Origin of the sequence: Streptomyces sp. NPDC000345, assembly GCF_042898825.1 — a bacterium.
Classification (GTDB): domain Bacteria; phylum Actinomycetota; class Actinomycetes; order Streptomycetales; family Streptomycetaceae; genus Streptomyces.
This window is the reverse complement of sequence record NZ_JBIAZE010000015.1, coordinates 21,176-36,325: the sequence shown is the minus strand read 5'-3', so window position 1 is coordinate 36,325 and position 15,150 is coordinate 21,176. Positions and strand designations below refer to the sequence as shown.

The window sequence follows — 15,150 nt, the reverse complement described above, 5'->3', positions numbered from 1 at the left end:
GCGCCGGCCTCAGCCCACCAGTTCCTCCAGCACCCGCACGATCCGCACCGGTGAGGGCTGCTGCTCGATCTCCGCGCGGATCCGCCGCGCGGCTCGGTGGTACGCGGGATCCCCGCGCAGGGCCTTGAGCGCGTCCCTCAGCTCCGGTACGTCGGCGCGCTCGGCGGGCAGACAGATGCCCGCGCCGGTCGCCGCGTGCGCCTCGGCGTCCTGGATCTGCTCGTTGAGGTGCGGCACGGTCAGCTGCGGAACCCCGTAGGAGGCGGCGGTCAGCATGGTGGAGGCGCCGCCCGGGTGCACCAGGAGGTCGCACGAGGGCATCAGGAAGTGCAGCGGCACGTTCTCCACCAGCCTCACCCCCGGCGGCAGTTCGCCGACGAGCGCGCGCTGCTTGCGGCCGACCGTGATCACGGTCTCGCCGTCGCTGTCCGCCAGCGCCTCGACGACCTGCGGGATGCGCACCGTGTGCTCGCCGGCCGACCAGGCCGAGGAGGTCCCCCAGGTGACCACAGTCCGCGGCCGCTCCGCCGGCTCCAGCAGCCAGGGGGGCAGCTCCGCCGGGCCGTTGTACGGGATGTACCGCATCGGCAGCCGGGCGGGGGCGGCGGGCTGCATGCTCGGCGGGAAGGGGCTGAGCGTGAGGTGCGCCGGGTCACCGGTGGCCTCGACGCCGTACTGGCGGAACCTGTCGTGGTAGCCGGGCAGCATGCCGAGCAGTCCTTCGCCCGCCTCGGTGCCCAGGATGTCGATGCCGAACAGGTGCCGCACCGCCGGGACTCCGACGGCACGCCCCGCCACCAGGCCGCCCGCCACCAGGGAGTCGCTGACCACCAGGTCGGGCCGCCAGGAACGGGCGAAGCCGACCAGGTCCTCGGTGGCGGAGAAGGAGATCTCCTGCCACACGGCCATGATCCGGCTGCCGTCCTCGCCGGCCAGCCGGTTCCTCACCTCGTCCTCGTCGGCCGGCTTCTCGTTGCCGGCCGTCTCATAGCGGGCCGCGCGCCTGCGCAGCTCCAACAAGTCGATGTCGGGGCCGAGTTCGACGGCGGGCAGTCCGGCCCGGACGACGGCGTCGATGCCGGAGGGCGGGCTCGCCACCCGCACCTCGTGGCCCTGCACGCGCAGCGCCCAGGCCAGCGGGACGATCATGAAGACGTGGGTCGGCCAGCCGGGAGTGACCAGAAGTACCTTCATGCGCGGCGTCCTTCACACGGTCGGGGTCAGGGTCGGGTTCTTCAGGGCGAGCGCTTCGAGCATGCGGACGACGTCCGCGAGGGGGGTCTGGGCCCGCATCTCCGCCCGCAGCCGGGCGGCGGCCCCGGTGTGTTCCGTGCGCAGCGCGCGGACGGCCGCGCGCAGGGTTGCCACGGTGGCCCCGGCGGCGGGCAGACAGCGCCCGGCGCCGGTCGCCGCGTACGCCTCGCTGTCCGTGACCTGCTCGGGCAGGTGCGGGAGGCACAGCTGGGGAACGCCGTGCAGGGCGCCGGTGAGGATCGTCGCCGAACCCCCGTGGTGCACGAGGAGTTCGGTGTGCGGCAGCAGCAGATGCAGGGGGAAGTTCTCCAGCAGCCGGCCTCCCTCGGGCACGCCGTCGGGCAGGAAGCGGTCCTGTCCGGTGCCGAGGGTGACCACCGGGTCGAGGCCCTCCGCGGTGAGCGCCTCCAGTACCCGCGGCACCAGGAAGGTGCTCTCCCCCGCCGCCCAGACGGAGGACGCGCCCCAGGTGACCACGGCACGCGGCCCGGCGGGCGGGTCGAGCAGCCAGGCGGGCACGGTGCCGGGGCCGTTGTAGGGGACGAAGCGGATCTGCCTGCGGGTGGGCAGGGGAGGCCGCTGCATGCTGGGCGGGCAGGGGTCCAGGGTGAGCGCGGCCGGGTCGCCGTCGAGCGTGACCCCGAACTCGGCGAAGTGCTCGGCGAAGCCGGGCAGGATCTCCCACAGCCGTTCGCCGCCCGGGCTGCCCAGGATGTCCACGCCGAACAGGTGCCGCACCGCCGGGACGCCGGTCCGCAGGGCCGCGACGAAGCCGCCCACGGACATCGGGTCGGCGACCACGATGTCGGGCCGCCACGCGGTGGCCAGACGCACCACGTCCTCGGTGGGCGCGAAGGTGGACTTCTGCCACTCGGCGAGCACGGAGCCGTCGTCGTCCTGCCCGGACCGTTCGTCCTCCACGGTGCGCCGCCGTACCTCGGCGAAGTCGATGCCGGGTCCGACGGGCACGTACGGCAGCCCCGCCTCGAGCACGGTCCGGGCGCCGGACGGGGGGCCGGCGACGCGTACGTCGTGTCCCGCGGAGCGGCAGGCCCAGGCCAGCGGGGCCACCAGGAAGAAGTGGGTGCGCCAGCCGGAGGTGACGAACAGAACTCTCATCGGGGGTCCTTTCCGATCGTGGCCAGCCGCGCGACGAGCTGCGCGGGCGCGGGCCGGGACAGCGCCTCACGGCGCAGCTCCTCGGCGGCCTTGCGGTAGGCGGGCTCCGTCAGCAACGCCCCCGCCTCGTCGCGCAGCGTGCCGATCGCGTGCGGATCGTTCTCGACCCGGCTGTGGGTCAGGTGCCGTCCGACTCCGGCCGCCGCCAGCCGCTCTCCGGCCAGCCCCGGCTCGGGACGCCGGGTCACGGTCAGCTGGGGCACGCCGAAGTTCACGGCGGTCATCGCGGTGCCGGAGCCGCCGTGGTGCACGATCGCGGCGCAGCCGGGCAGCAGCGCGTGCAGGGGCAGGGAGAGCGCGGCACGGGTGTTGTCCGGCAGGTCGCCCAGTTGCCCGGCCTGCTCCGCGGTGGTCACCAGGACCACCTCGGCGTCCAGTTCGCCCAGGGCGCGCACCGCCTTGCCGAACACGGTCAGGCCGCCCCGGCCGAGCAGCTGGGCCGTGGTCTGCCCCCAGGTGAGGCAGATGCGCGGTCGCTCCGGCCGGGCGAGCACCCAGGGGGGAATGCGGGCCGCCCCGTTGTGGTGGACGTACCGGGACTGCCAGGCCGGCAGCGTGTGCGCGTACTGGAGACTGCCGGGGCAGGGGTCGATCCAGGCGACGGGATCCACGACGGGGGCGCCGAACCGGGCGAACAGGTCGGCGTACCCGGGCAGCGGCTCGGTGCCGAGCCCGCGCATCTCCAGCCGGTGCACACCGGGGCTGCCCCACAGCTGGCTGACGCAGGGCACTCCCAGGACGGCGGCGGCCACCGGTCCCGCGTACGTCACCGCGTCGTTCACCACGACGTCGGGCCGCCAGACGCGCGCGAAGGCGACGAGGTCGGGGGCCATCGTCGCGGCTATCGCGAACTGCAGTCCGGCCAGGTTCTCCAGCAGCTCCAGCCGCCTCGCGCCGAGGAGTCCGGGCCGCTCCGTCCAGCCCTGCGGCCAGCCGTCCGCGTCGTGCCAGGCGGCGAGCCGCGTCCCGGTGGACAGGGCGGCGAGGTCCACGTCGCGGCCGACCGGTACGGCGGGCAGGCCGCAGGAGACAATGGCCGGCGCGAGCGCGGGGGTGGAGGCGACGATCACCTCGTGGCCGGCGGCCCGGCACGCCCAGGCCAGGGGGACCAGCGCGTGGAGGTGCGACTCGGAAGGAAAGGTCGTGAACAGCACGCGCATCAGGTGACTCCCGTCCGGTCGGCTGCGGTGCGCCGCCATGCTGCGCCGCGCCGTTGGACTTCCGCTCCAGCGCCGGTGGAGTCAGCCGGCCAGCTCCTCCAGGACGGTCACGAGCCGGTCGGGTCCCGGCAGCCGGGCCAGATCGCGCGAGGCCCGCGCGGCGGCGGCCCGGTGGCGCGGGTCGGTGAGCAGCGGGACGGCGTGCGCGCGCACGGCCTGTGCGGTTGCCTCCGCGGGGTCGAGTCCGCGGCCCGCGCCCAGTGCGGCGAGCCGGTCGGCGTGCTGGGCGTCATGGCCGGCCAGCGGCAGACACAGCTGCGGCACCCCGTGGTGCAGCGCGGTCAGCAGGCTCCCGATACCGCCGTGGTGCACCACCAGGGCGCAGTGGGGCAGCAGCAGGTCCAGGGGCAGGCGTCCGACGGGACGCACCCCGGGCGGGCAGCCGTCCGCCGTCTCGGCGGTGACCAGGATCTCGGCGTCCAGCCCGGCCAGCCCTGCCAGGACGGCGTCGAGCAGCGCGCGGTGCGACGCGGCGGCGGCGAAGCTGCCCAGGGTGACGCAGATCCTGGGCAGGGCGCTCTGCTCGCCCAGCCAGTCCGGAGCCGTCGCACTGCCGTTGTACGGGACGAAGCGCATCGGGCGGGAGCGCGCGCGGGGTGCGGTGGTCCCCCTGATCCCGGGCGGGCAGACGTCCAGCCGCAGGTGGGGCTCGGGCATGGCGGCGAGTCCCCGTCGCGCGCGCTCGGGCGTGAGTTCGTCGTGGGCGCCGGCGGTGAACGCGGGGAGCACGACCGGCCCCCAGTCCAGTTCGGCCCACGGGACGCCCTCCTGGGCCGCGACGAGTCCTCCCGCGAACTCACTGGGCTCGCTGACGATCAGCGCGGGCCGCCACGCGCGGACGAGCGCCGCGGTGGCGGGCAGGGCGTGCGCGGCGAGCCGCCCGAAGCCGTGCCCGGAACGGCGGGCCTTCTCCTCGGGGCCGGCCACCCAGGGCACCGGGCGGCCGGCCCGGTCCCGGCCGATCATGTCGGGCAGGGCGGCGCCCGGCGCGAGCGGCGCGGCCGGCAGTCCCGCGGCGGTGACCTGCGCGGCGAACTCCTCCTGCGCCGCGACGAGGACCTCGTGTCCCGCGGCGCGCAGGGCCCAGGCGAGCGGCACCAGATGGAAGAGATGACTCGGCAGGGGCGCGGTGGTCAGCAGAATGCGCATGCACGGCACGGTAACCCGGTGTCCGTGACGTACGGGAAAGCACCGGAGCCGCCCGCGAGCGAGCCTCGAATTCCTCTTCTCCCACCGTCGCTCCAGTGGTTGTCGAGACCGGCCCGGCACGCTGGAACGGCCATCACGTCGGTTCCGTCGAACACATTGAGGGGCGACCGAATGCCGGAAAGCGTAATTGCCTCGGAACGGGTCTCCGCCGCACGGTCCATGAACCGGGTGAGCACCGCGTACTGCCAGGCCCGGGTGGTGCACAGCGCGGTGGAACTCGGCCTGTTCCCCTTCCTCACGGGCCGCTCGGCGACCGCGGCCCAGATCGTCGAGGGGCTCGGCCTGCACCCCCGGTTGACCGGGGACTTCCTCGACTCGCTGGTCGGGCTCGGCTTCCTGGAACGGGACGACGCCGGGGGCGGCTACTGCAACAGCGCCGGCGCCGAGGAGTTCCTGGTTCCCGGCTCGCCGCTGCACCTGGGCGGCAGCATGTACAGCCACGCCACCATTCACTACCACGTATGGGGAAAGCTCACCGAGGCGCTGCGCGACGGCCACGCCAAGTCCGGTGTCATCGCGGACGCCTCGTTCCAGCGCTCGTACAAGGACCCCGACCACATTCGGCAGTTCATGGACCACATGGACGGCTACACCAGTTTTGTCGGCCATGAACTGGTGAACTGCGTCGACTGGGCCTCCTATCAGTCCTTCGTGGATTTCGGCGGCGCGCGCGGCAATATCGCGATGCGACTGGTCAAGGCCCATCCGCATCTGGCGGGCGGTGTCTTCGACCTGCCGGAGATCAAGCCGTTGTTCGACGAGCACATGGAGAAACACGGCACGGCCGACCGGATCGCCTTTCACGAGGGGGACTTCTTCGAGAGCCCGCTGCCCGCGACGGACGTGGCGGTCGTCGGGCACGTGCTGCACGACTGGCCGCCGGCGGCGCGGGAGAGGCTGATCGGGCGCCTCGGCGAGGCGGTGCGCCCCGGGGGCATGCTCGTGATCTACGACGCGATGATCGACGATGCCCGCCGCGACCCCGAGTCCCTGCTGCAGAGCCTGCGCTGCCGCATGATGCGCGAGGGCGGCTCCGAGTACACCGCCGCCGAGTGCGGCGCCTGGGTGGAGGCCGCCGGGTTCGAGGTGCGGCGGCTGCTGCCGGTCGACACGCTGACCGACGACCGCATCCTGACGGCCGTGAAGGTCGCGGCATGAGCGAGGAGCCCGCCTACGACGTGATCGTCGCGGGGGGCGGCCCGGTCGGGCTGATGACCGCCGCCGAGCTGTCGCTGGCCGGTGTGCGCACCCTCGTGCTGGAGCGGCTGACCGAGCCGAGCCTGCACGACCGGGCGGGGGTGCTGCACACCCGGACGGTCGAGACCCTCGCCCTGCGCGGCCTGCTGGACCGCTTCCGCGAGGGGCACGCCACGACGGACGGACTTCCGTTCGCCGGCATCTTCAGTCACGGACTGCGCTTCGACCAGCTGGACACCCGGCACCGGTACTCGCTGCTGGTGCCCCAGTCCCGTACCGAGCGGCTGCTCGCCGAGCGGGTGGCCGAGCTGGGCACCGAGGTGCGCCGGGGCCACGCGGTGGTGGGACTGGCCCAGGACGACGACGGGGTCACCGTCGAGGCCGACGGGCCCGACGGGCGGCGTTCGCTGCGCGCCCGCTACCTGGTGGGCTGCGACGGGGGCCGCAGTACGGTGCGGTCGCTGCTCGGCGTGCCGTTCAGCGGCACGGACGCCTCGCTGAGCGCGGTGATCGGCTACGTCACCTGCCACGAGAAGAACCTGCCGATGAAGTGGGAGCGGGCCGAGAACGGCATCATCATTCTCGGTTTCCCGCCCGAGGGTGGGATGGGCCGTGTCGTCACGATCGAGTACGGCAGGGCCCTCGCCGACAGGGACGCGCCGGTCACCCTGGAGGAGATGGCCGAGTCGGTGCGCCGGGTCTCGGGACGGGAGATCGAGTTCACCGAGCCCGTCCACTGGATGTCCCGCTTCAGCGACATCAGCCGTCAGGCCGAGCAATACCGCACCGGTCGGGTGTTCCTCGCGGGCGACGCCGCGCACATTCACTTCCCGGTGGGCGGCCAGGGGCTCAACACGGGCCTCCAGGACGCGGTCAACCTGGCCTGGAAGCTCGCCGCCCGGGTGCGCGGCTGGGGCACGGAGGAGCTGCTGGACTCCTACCACGCGGAGCGGCATCCGGTCGGCGAGCGCGTCCAGATGAACACCCGGGCGCAGCTCGCCCTGATGAACCCCGACCGGCAGCACATCACCCCGCTGCGCGCGCTGTTCGAGGAGCTGCTGGCCCTCCCCGAGGCCAACCGGCACATCACCGAGATGATCAACGGGCTGAGTGTCCGCTACGACCTGGGGCGCGCGGGGGACACTCCGGCGCATCCCCTGGTCGGCCGGTTCGCACCCGACCTCACCCTCAAGTCGGCCGACGGGGACACCACCGTCGCGCAGTGTCTTGCGGACGGCCGGGGCGCCCTCTTCGTCCTGGCGGACCGGGCCGACCTGGCGGCCGCCGCGCTGGGCTGGGCGGCCCGGGTGCGCACGGTCACCGCGGCGGCGGGCGACCGGCCGGCCGCCGCGATGCTGGTCCGCCCCGACGGCTACTGCGCCTGGGCCACCGACACCGAGGACGCCTCCCCCGAAGACCGCGCCTCCCTCATTTCATCCCTGACCCACTGGTTCGGCCCCCGAACCTGACCCCCACACTGCCGACCCCACCCGCCCCGACACACCCGCCCGCCGCCCCCGTTATCTTCTTCGCGGTCCTGCAAGAGGTCCGCTGGCCTCCGGGCCCGCCCCCCTGGCCCAGACCGGCCACGGGCACGGGCACGGGCACCCGTACCGGCCCGGGACCGCCGGGCCAAGGGGCCACGGGGCCGGGGGCCAGGACCTCCGGGCCGACGCGCGGCCGACGGGCTCGGTGTCTCCCGTCCCCGGCCGAGCACGGGCGCAGTGGCTCCCGTGCTCGGCCGACGGGCCCGGTGGCTCCCGTGCCCGGGGTCCTCGGGTCAGGGGCGTCTCACAGCAGGGCGCGCAGGTACGGGGCGGTCGGGCTCTCTCCCTGGGCCACCTGGTGGGGTGGTCCCTCGTTGATGATCCGTCCTCCGCTCTCCCCCGCGCCGGGGCCCAGGTCCAGGATCCAGTCCGCGCTCGCCGCCATGTGCGCGTCGTGTTCCGCGATCACCACCGTGTGGCCCTGGTCCAGCAGCAGGTCGAAGACGCCCACCAGGCGCTGGGCGTCCGCCGGGTGAAGTCCGGTCAACGGCTCGTCCAGGACGACGAGTCCGCGTTCCCCGGACGTACGCCCCGCCGTGAGGGCCCTGGCCAGCTTCAGCCGCTGCGCCTCACCCCCGGAGAGGGCCGTCGCGCTCTCCCCGAGCGTCAGGTACTCCAGTCCGACGTCGGTCAGCGCGCGCAGGATCCTGTCCAGCGCGGCGTGCCCGCGGAAGTGCTCGGCGGCGTCCCCGATGGTCAGCCCGAGCACCTCGTCGACGGCCAGCCCCCGCTGGGTGACGGCCAGCACCTCCGGCAGGAACCGGCGCCCCGCGCACGTCTCGCAGGTGAGCCAGGTCTCCCCCAGGAACGCCAGATCCGTCCTGACGCTGCCCAGCCCGGCGCACTCCTCACAGCGTCCGCCCGCGGAGTTGAACGAGAAGGCGCCGGCCTTCAGCCCGCGCCGCCGCGCTTCCTCGGTGCGGGCGAAGAGTTGGCGTACCAGGTCGTACGCCCCCGTGTACGTGGCCGGGTTGGAGCGCGGGGTGCGCCCGATGGGGTCCTGGTCGACGACGGTGACCGACCGCAGCGCGGCCAGGCCCGAGATCCGGCTCACCGTCTCCGGCCGCCGCCCGGCGAGAGCCGCGGCCACCGAGTCGGCGAGGATCCGGTGCAGCACGCTGCTCTTGCCGCTCCCGCTGACCCCGGTCAGGCATGTGAGCCGGTTGAGCGGGACGCGGATCCGCTCCTCGCGCACGTTGAGCACGGCGGCGTCGTGCAGCACCAGCCAGTCCCGCGGTGCGCCGCGCGCCGCCGTACGGGAGGGCACGTACGACGGGTCGGCGAGGTAGCGCCCCGTCACCGAGTCGGGGTGGGCGGCGATCTCGGCGGGTGTGCCCGTCGCGACCACCGTGCCGCCCTTGGTGCCCGCGCCCGGCCCCAGGTCGACAACCCAGTCGGCCCGTGCGACGAGGTCCGGGTCGTGTTCGACGAGCAGCACCGTGTTGCCCGCGTCCCGCAACTCCCGCAGGATGGCGAACAGATGCTCCTTGTCCGCCGGGTGGAGCCCGGCCCCCGGCTCGTCGAGCACGTAGGTGATCCCGGTCAGCGAGGCGCCGATCTGCGCGCAGAACCGGGCGCGTTGCAGTTCTCCTCCGGACATCGTCCGCGCGCTGCGCCACAGTTGGAGGTGGCCGAGTCCGAGGCGGGTCAGCAGACCGACCCGGCTGCGCAGGTCGGGCAGGATGACGGCCGCGACCTCGCGCTGCGCGGGCCCGAAGTGCTGCCCGGCCGACTCGGTCCACGCCGTGATCCGGTCGACGCGCAGGTCCACCACGTCGCGGAAGGTCAGTCCGCCCAGCGTGACGGTCCGGGCGATCTCACCGAGCCCGGTGCCCGCGCACTCCGGGCAGGGGCGCTGCCGTACGAACTCGGCGTAGATCTCGCGGCTCTTCTCGCTGTTCGCCGTGGCGTAGAGCCGCTCGGCCTCGGCCAGCGCGCCGTTGAGCGCCTTCGAGGCCGTGTAGGTCACCTGGGACTTCTTGCCCGCGCCCGCGATGGTGATCTCGATCTCGGTGCCGCCGGTGCCGTACAGCACCGCGTGCCGGAACGCCTCCGGCTGTTCCTGCCAGGGCAGGTCCAGGTCGGTGCCGTGGTGCCGGGCGAGCGACGGCAGCGCCGCGGCCTCCGTGGACCTGCGCCGCTCGAACCACGGTGAACCGCCCGCCAGCAGCGGCAGTCGCGGCCTGGGCACGATCAGCTCCGGGTCGGCGGTCGCCTTCTCGCCCGATCCCTTGCAGGCCGGGCACATGCCCTCGGGCGAGTGCGGGTCGAACTGCGCGGGGCGCAGCGCCCGTGACGGGCCGCCGCCCAGCGGCGCCAGGCGGGAGAACAGCAGCCCGACCACCGCGTCCAGCCCGGTCAGCGTGGCGAGGGTGGAGCGCGGGTTGCGGTTGAGCTTGCGCTGGTCGACGGCGAGCGTCGCGCCGAGCCCGCGGATCCGGTCCACCTGGGGCCGGTCCCCGGGGGCGAGCAGCTTGCGCGCGTAGGGGTCGAAGCCCTCCAGGTAGCGCAACTGCGCCTCGGTGTGCACGGTGTCGATGACCAGTGAGGTCTTGCCGCTGCCGCTGACGCCGGTGAAGGCCGTGATGCGGCCGTGCGGGACCGTGACGTCGATTCCGCGCAGGTTGTGGGTGCGGGCCCCGGTCACCTCCAGCGGCCCCGGTACGGGGGTGGCGAACACCCCCGTACCGGCATCGGTGGCGCTGCTCACGCGTGCTCCTTCCGGAAGCTGCGGGCGCCCAGCACCAGGGAGAGGACCGCCAGCGCGAGGGCCACGCCGAGTCCCGCGTACAGTCGAGGAGCGCCGAAATCGCTGCGGAAGGCGAACCGCATGCCGTCCACGATGTGCCGGAACGGGTTGGCGTACGACACCACCTGGAGCCAGCGGGGCGCCAGGTCCATCGGCAGCAGGATCCCGGACAGCAGCATGATCGGGAGGGTGAGGCCGCTGATGAACGGCGCGTACGCGTACTCCATCTTCAGCCGCAGGGCCAGCGTGTAGGACAGCGAGGCGCAGGCCACGGTGATGAGCACGACGAAGAGCATCCCGACGAGCAGCCCGCCGGCCGAGACCCGGAGCCAGAACAGCACCGAGATGACGAGGATCAGTGCGGCCTGGAGGGACTGCACGACCACGTCGTGCGCGATCCGGCCGAACAGCAGCGCCTCGCGGCTGACGCGGGTGACGCGGAGCCGCTCCTGGAAGCCGGAGTGCAGGTCGGGGAAGATGGCGAAACCGGCGAAGCCCGCGCTGAACAGGCCGAGCATCACGAGCATGCCGGGCACGTACAGCTGCCACGCGGTGCCGCCGTGCAGGTCGGCCCCGGTCAGCACGTTGTTCATGAGCGGGCCGAACAGGACGAGGAAGAGCACCGGCTGCAGCAGGCCGATGACGAGGCCCACGCGACTGCCGACGGTGAGCCGGAACTGGCGCTGGGCGAGAACTGCGGTGTCACGAACGAGGTCCATCGGCTCTCCTATTCGGGCACGGCGCCGGACGCGACCCGGGCCGTGGACAAGTGGTCGTCGGCCGCCGGGCCGTCCGGTTCGGCCGGCTCCGCGGGCCGTTCGCCGGTGACGGCCAGGAACACGTCGTCCAGGGTGGGCCGGGTGACCTCGACGAAGGTCGGGTCGACGCCCACCGCGTCCAGCGCGCGCACGACCTTGGGGATGACCGCCTCGTCGTGCACGGCGGAGAACCGCAGGGAGGTGCCGGTGAGCGTCAACTGGTGCACGCCCCGCTGGGCTGCGAGCGCGGCGCGGGCCTCCTCCGCGTTCCCGGAGACGCGCACGGTGACGATGTCACCCGCGACCTTGGCCTTGAGCGACTCGGGGGTGTCCTCGGCGACGACCTGCCCCTTGTCGAGGATGAGGACGCGGTCGCACAGCGAGTCGGCCTCGTCGAGGTAGTGCGTGGTGAGGAAGAGGGTGAGGCCCTCCTCGTCGCGCAGCCTGCGGATCTGCTGCCACAGCAGGGCGCGGCTCGGCGGGTCGAGGCCGGCGGTGGGCTCGTCCAGGAAGAGCAGTTTCGGCCGGTGCACCAGGCCGAGGGCGATCTCCAGCCGGCGCCGCTGGCCACCGGAGAGGGTGGCTCCCGGCCGGTCGAGTAACTCCGTCAGGCCGAAGATGCGGGACAGTTCCTCGGCCCGTGCGGCCGCCTCCTGCTTGGACAGCCGGTTGAGGCGGCTCTGGAGCACGAGTTCCTGGCGGACGGTGGCGCTGGGGTCCGCGCCGCCCTGCTGCGCGACGTAGCCGATGTCGCGGCGGACCGCGGCGGGGTCGGCGAGCAGGTCGTGGCCCGCGACGGTGGCCGAGCCGGAGTCCGGGCGCAGCAGGGTGCCGAGCATCCGCATGGTGGTGGTCTTTCCGGCACCGTTGGGGCCGAGGAAGCCGAAGATCTCACCGGTCCGCACGGCGAACTCGATGCCCCGGACGGCTTCGACCTTCTGCTCGCCCGCGACGAAGCTGCGGGCGAGGCGGCGGGCTTCGATGGCGTGGTCAGGCATATGCGTGTCCTTCTTCCGTGGTGTCCCGGCCGGTCGAGGTGTCCTGGCCGGTCGAGGTGTCCTGGCCGGTCGAGGTGTCCCCGCCGCCGGAGACCTGCTCGACGAGCACCGGGTCGAACTCCTCGTGCCAGCGCAGCTCGGCCTCCAGGAGCATCGCCTGGCGCCGGAAGAGGGCCGCGTCCAGCGCGGTGATGCTGCCTTCGGATAGGTGCTGTTCGCGTTCCGCGTCGATGCCCGCGGCCATCTCGGCGAGCCGCTGCCGTCTGCGGCCGAGCAGCCGGGCCATCTCACCGGCGTCCTGGACGCGGCCGAACATCAGGGCCACGGCGAAGGAGTCGGGCCCCAGGCGCAGGTCGCAGATGGCCTTCTCCTGGAGGTCGCGGAGCGCTTCGCGGCCGGCGTCGGTGATCTCGTAGACCGTGCGCTGCGGACGGTTGCCCACCTGGGTGACGGAGACCGTGCGCACCAGGCCGTCCGTGTTCATCTGGCGCAGTTCCCGGTAGAGCGCTCCGACGCTGATGCCTCCCCAGCTCTCCACCTCCGTCCGCGTGGCCGTGAGCTTGATCTGGTGGCCGTGCTGCGGTCCGTGGTTGGCCAGCAGGCCGAGGACCATGAGTCTGCTTAGGGACATGCGATTAGTCTCATGTTTCTAGTCGCATGTTGTCAATCTGATCCGGACGCGGCTGCCCGGCCTCCCGCGGCGGCGGGTACCGGCTACGCGCGCCGCGACGCGGTGACGTACCAGAACTTCAGCTCCTCCCAGATCCTCGGCACGGGCGAGGAGTCGACCGTGTAGCCGTGCCCGCGCAGCAGCCGTTCCACCTCGGCCAGCCGCCCGTCCAGGTCCGCCACTTCGAGCTGGAGCGCGCCGATACGCGGCCAGTCCGCCGCGTCGATGCCCGCCAGCACCTCGGCCTCCGCACCCTCCACATCGACCTTCAGCAGGTCGATCGCCCCCTGCGGACACGCCTCCCGCAGCACGGACGACAGCCTCTCGACGCGCACGGGGATCTCCTCGGCCGTGAACAGCTCGGCCGCCTCCGCCACCCCAAGCCGCTCCTCCATCAGCCGCCGGTGCAGCACCTTCTCCTCGGGGTGCAGCGTGGAATTCCCAGACATCCCCGGGTAGTAGGTGAGCTTCGCCCGCGCCACCTGCTCGGCCCCCAGCCCGCACTGACGTACCGTCACCCCGTCGGCGGCTCCGTGCAGCCGCAGATTGCGGTGCAGCGCCTCCGCGTTGCCGGGCGCGGGCTCGAAGGCGAGGATGCGCGCGTCCGGGTGCCGCCGCTTCATCCACAGGCAGTACAGACCGATGTTGGCGCCGACGTCCACGACGAACGGCGCCTTCGGCAGGGCCGGCAGGTCGTACGTGCCGTCCTCGAAGATCTCCGCGTAGATGAACGCCGCCTCCAGCTCGCCGGTCACCCAGCAGCTGAACCCCTCCGCCAGCTCCATGAGACGCAGACCCATCACTCGCTCCCCTCTCCGCCGGGCCGCGGCCGGCCGGCCGTCGCTACGCAGCCTCCGGCCCGGCGCTCGAACCTCGGACCAGCGCCGCTCCACCGGGCCGCGAGCCACGTCCCGCACCCTGCCGCCCAGGAGGTGCGTGATGCGCGGGTGGTGGATGTCCCTCCGGCGGTGCTTCCTGGGCCGGCGGGCGGCGGTGGCCGAGGCGAAACGGGCCGTCTGGCGATGGGGCGGCGACTGGTTCGGGGCCGCCCAGTTCCATCCCGAGGCGCTGGTGGCGCACAGCTGGTACGTCCCGCCGGCGCCCGAACCGCCGGAGCCCGCGGCCCGGGAGCAGGTGGCCCCGCCCCGGTCCGCGCCGCCGCCGTGGTCCGCTCCCCCGCCCGGCTCCCCCGAACGACTGCGGCCCGACCAGCCCCTGACCGCCCTGGAACGCGCCCTGGCCCGCGAGATCTGGCCGGGCTGAGGGCCCGTGCCCAGCCCGCCTCGACCGGCAGTTGACGACCGGGGCCGACCATGCGGCCATGAGGATCTTCGTCACGGGCGGTGCCGGCTTCATCGGCTCGCACTTCGTCCGCACCCTGCTCGCCGACGGCTACCCCGGCCTGGAGAACTCCCGCGTGTGTGTGCTGGACAGCCTCACCTACGCGGGCAACCCGGCCAACCTCCCCCCGGACGCGGAGCGGCTCGCCTTCGTCCGCGGTGACATCACCGACCCGGACCTGCTGCACCATCTCCTCCCCGGGCACGACGCGATCGTGCACTTCGCGGCCGAGTCGCACGTGGACCGTTCCGTGCGGCCGCGCGGCGGGTCCGCGTTCGTCCGGACGAACGTGCTCGGCACCCAGACCCTGCTGGAAGCCGCGCTGCACACCGGCATCGGGACGTTCCTGCACGTCTCCACCGACGAGGTGTACGGCTCCATCGACGAGGGGTCGTGGACCGAGGAGCACCTCCTGGAGCCCAACTCCCCCTACGCCGCCTCCAAGGCGTCCGGCGACCTGCTGGCCCGCGCCTACCACCGCACCCACGGCCTCGACGTGCGCATCACCCGCTGCGCCAACAACTACGGCCCCCACCAGCACGTGGAGAAGCTCATCCCGCACTTCGTCACCCGCCTGCTGCGCGGTCTCGACGTACCGCTGTACGGCGACGGCGGCAACATCCGCGAGTGGCTGCACGTCGACGACCACTGCCGGGCCCTCGCCGCGGTGCTCACCCGCGGTGCGCCCGGCCGGATCTACAACATCGGCGGCGGCACCGAGCTGACCAACAGGGAACTCACCGGAATGCTCCTGGAGCTGTGCGGTGCCGACGCCGGCCGCGTCCGGCACGTGGAGGACCGCAAGGGCCACGACCGGCGGTACGCCACGGACGACACCCGGATCCGCACCGAACTGGGATACGCGCCCCGCTGGTCCTTCCCCGAGGGCCTGGCGCGGACCGTCGCCTGGTACCGGGACCACCCGCAGTGGTGGAAGCCCCTGGTCGCCTCGTGAACCCCGGGCTCCAACGGGGCGTGCCCCGTCGTCGACCGGGAATCGAGCGGCACCGGCGAACGTCGTGCCCCGC

The 15,150-nt window shown here is 73.4% G+C and carries 13 protein-coding genes; 4 read left to right on the top strand and 9 right to left on the bottom strand.

Going from position 1 to position 15,150, the window contains the following annotated elements:
* Nucleotides 1-9 precede the first annotated feature (9 nt).
* From ACFY30_RS30110 to ACFY30_RS30095, 4 genes are all read right to left on the bottom strand, one after another.
* On the bottom strand, nucleotides 10-1,194 hold the full coding sequence (locus ACFY30_RS30110) for a nucleotide disphospho-sugar-binding domain-containing protein (RefSeq protein WP_390848299.1): 1,185 nt from the start codon (nucleotides 1,192-1,194) through the stop codon (nucleotides 10-12).
* Between the two features lie 12 nt (nucleotides 1,195-1,206).
* Nucleotides 1,207-2,373 carry a nucleotide disphospho-sugar-binding domain-containing protein gene (locus tag ACFY30_RS30105; RefSeq protein WP_390848298.1) on the bottom strand — a complete coding sequence of 389 codons (1,167 nt, stop codon included), beginning with the start codon at nucleotides 2,371-2,373 and terminating at the stop codon, nucleotides 1,207-1,209.
* Entirely contained in the window at nucleotides 2,370-3,593 is a 1,224-nt protein-coding gene (locus tag ACFY30_RS30100; protein WP_390848297.1) for a nucleotide disphospho-sugar-binding domain-containing protein, read from the bottom strand. The genes ACFY30_RS30105 and ACFY30_RS30100 overlap by 4 nt, the downstream gene beginning before the upstream one ends.
* Nucleotides 3,594-3,674: 81 nt before the next feature.
* Nucleotides 3,675-4,802 (bottom strand): nucleotide disphospho-sugar-binding domain-containing protein, encoded by a 1,128-nt coding sequence (locus tag ACFY30_RS30095; RefSeq protein WP_390848296.1) that lies wholly within the window; start codon nucleotides 4,800-4,802, stop codon nucleotides 3,675-3,677.
* 228 nt (nucleotides 4,803-5,030) lie between these two features.
* Here ACFY30_RS30095 and ACFY30_RS30090 point away from each other — a divergent pair, with 228 nt between their 5' ends.
* Both ACFY30_RS30090 and ACFY30_RS30085 read left to right on the top strand, forming a co-directional pair.
* On the top strand, nucleotides 5,031-6,020 hold the full coding sequence (locus ACFY30_RS30090) for a methyltransferase (RefSeq protein ID WP_390848295.1): 990 nt from the start codon (nucleotides 5,031-5,033) through the stop codon (nucleotides 6,018-6,020).
* Complete coding sequence (locus tag ACFY30_RS30085) at nucleotides 6,017-7,528, top strand: FAD-dependent monooxygenase (protein WP_390848294.1); 1,512 nt, start codon at nucleotides 6,017-6,019, stop codon at nucleotides 7,526-7,528. The genes ACFY30_RS30090 and ACFY30_RS30085 overlap by 4 nt, the downstream gene beginning before the upstream one ends.
* A 322-nt stretch (nucleotides 7,529-7,850) precedes the next feature.
* Here the strand turns inward: ACFY30_RS30085 and ACFY30_RS30080 are convergent, their stop codons facing one another.
* From ACFY30_RS30080 to ACFY30_RS30060, 5 genes are all read right to left on the bottom strand, one after another.
* Entirely contained in the window at nucleotides 7,851-10,316 is a 2,466-nt protein-coding gene (locus ACFY30_RS30080; protein ID WP_390848293.1) for an excinuclease ABC subunit UvrA, read from the bottom strand.
* Entirely contained in the window at nucleotides 10,313-11,074 is a 762-nt protein-coding gene (locus tag ACFY30_RS30075; protein ID WP_390848292.1) for an ABC transporter permease, read from the bottom strand. The genes ACFY30_RS30080 and ACFY30_RS30075 overlap by 4 nt, the downstream gene beginning before the upstream one ends.
* Before the next feature lie 8 nt (nucleotides 11,075-11,082).
* Nucleotides 11,083-12,111 (bottom strand): ATP-binding cassette domain-containing protein, encoded by a 1,029-nt coding sequence (locus ACFY30_RS30070; protein WP_390848291.1) that lies wholly within the window; start codon nucleotides 12,109-12,111, stop codon nucleotides 11,083-11,085.
* Nucleotides 12,104-12,742, bottom strand: coding sequence for a PadR family transcriptional regulator (locus tag ACFY30_RS30065; RefSeq protein WP_390848290.1), 639 nt, complete (start codon nucleotides 12,740-12,742; stop codon nucleotides 12,104-12,106). The genes ACFY30_RS30070 and ACFY30_RS30065 overlap by 8 nt, the downstream gene beginning before the upstream one ends.
* A gap of 83 nt (nucleotides 12,743-12,825) precedes the next feature.
* Nucleotides 12,826-13,581 (bottom strand): FkbM family methyltransferase, encoded by a 756-nt coding sequence (locus tag ACFY30_RS30060; protein ID WP_390848289.1) that lies wholly within the window; start codon nucleotides 13,579-13,581, stop codon nucleotides 12,826-12,828.
* A gap of 139 nt (nucleotides 13,582-13,720) precedes the next feature.
* On the opposite strand from ACFY30_RS30060, the gene ACFY30_RS30055 reads away from it, so the two are divergent.
* Nucleotides 13,721-14,044 (top strand): DUF6059 family protein, encoded by a 324-nt coding sequence (locus ACFY30_RS30055; RefSeq protein WP_390848288.1) that lies wholly within the window; start codon nucleotides 13,721-13,723, stop codon nucleotides 14,042-14,044.
* Nucleotides 14,045-14,102: 58 nt separating this feature from the next.
* Nucleotides 14,103-15,077, top strand: coding sequence for a dTDP-glucose 4,6-dehydratase (gene rfbB / locus ACFY30_RS30050; RefSeq protein WP_390848287.1), 975 nt, complete (start codon nucleotides 14,103-14,105; stop codon nucleotides 15,075-15,077).
* Nucleotides 15,078-15,150 lie beyond the last annotated feature (73 nt).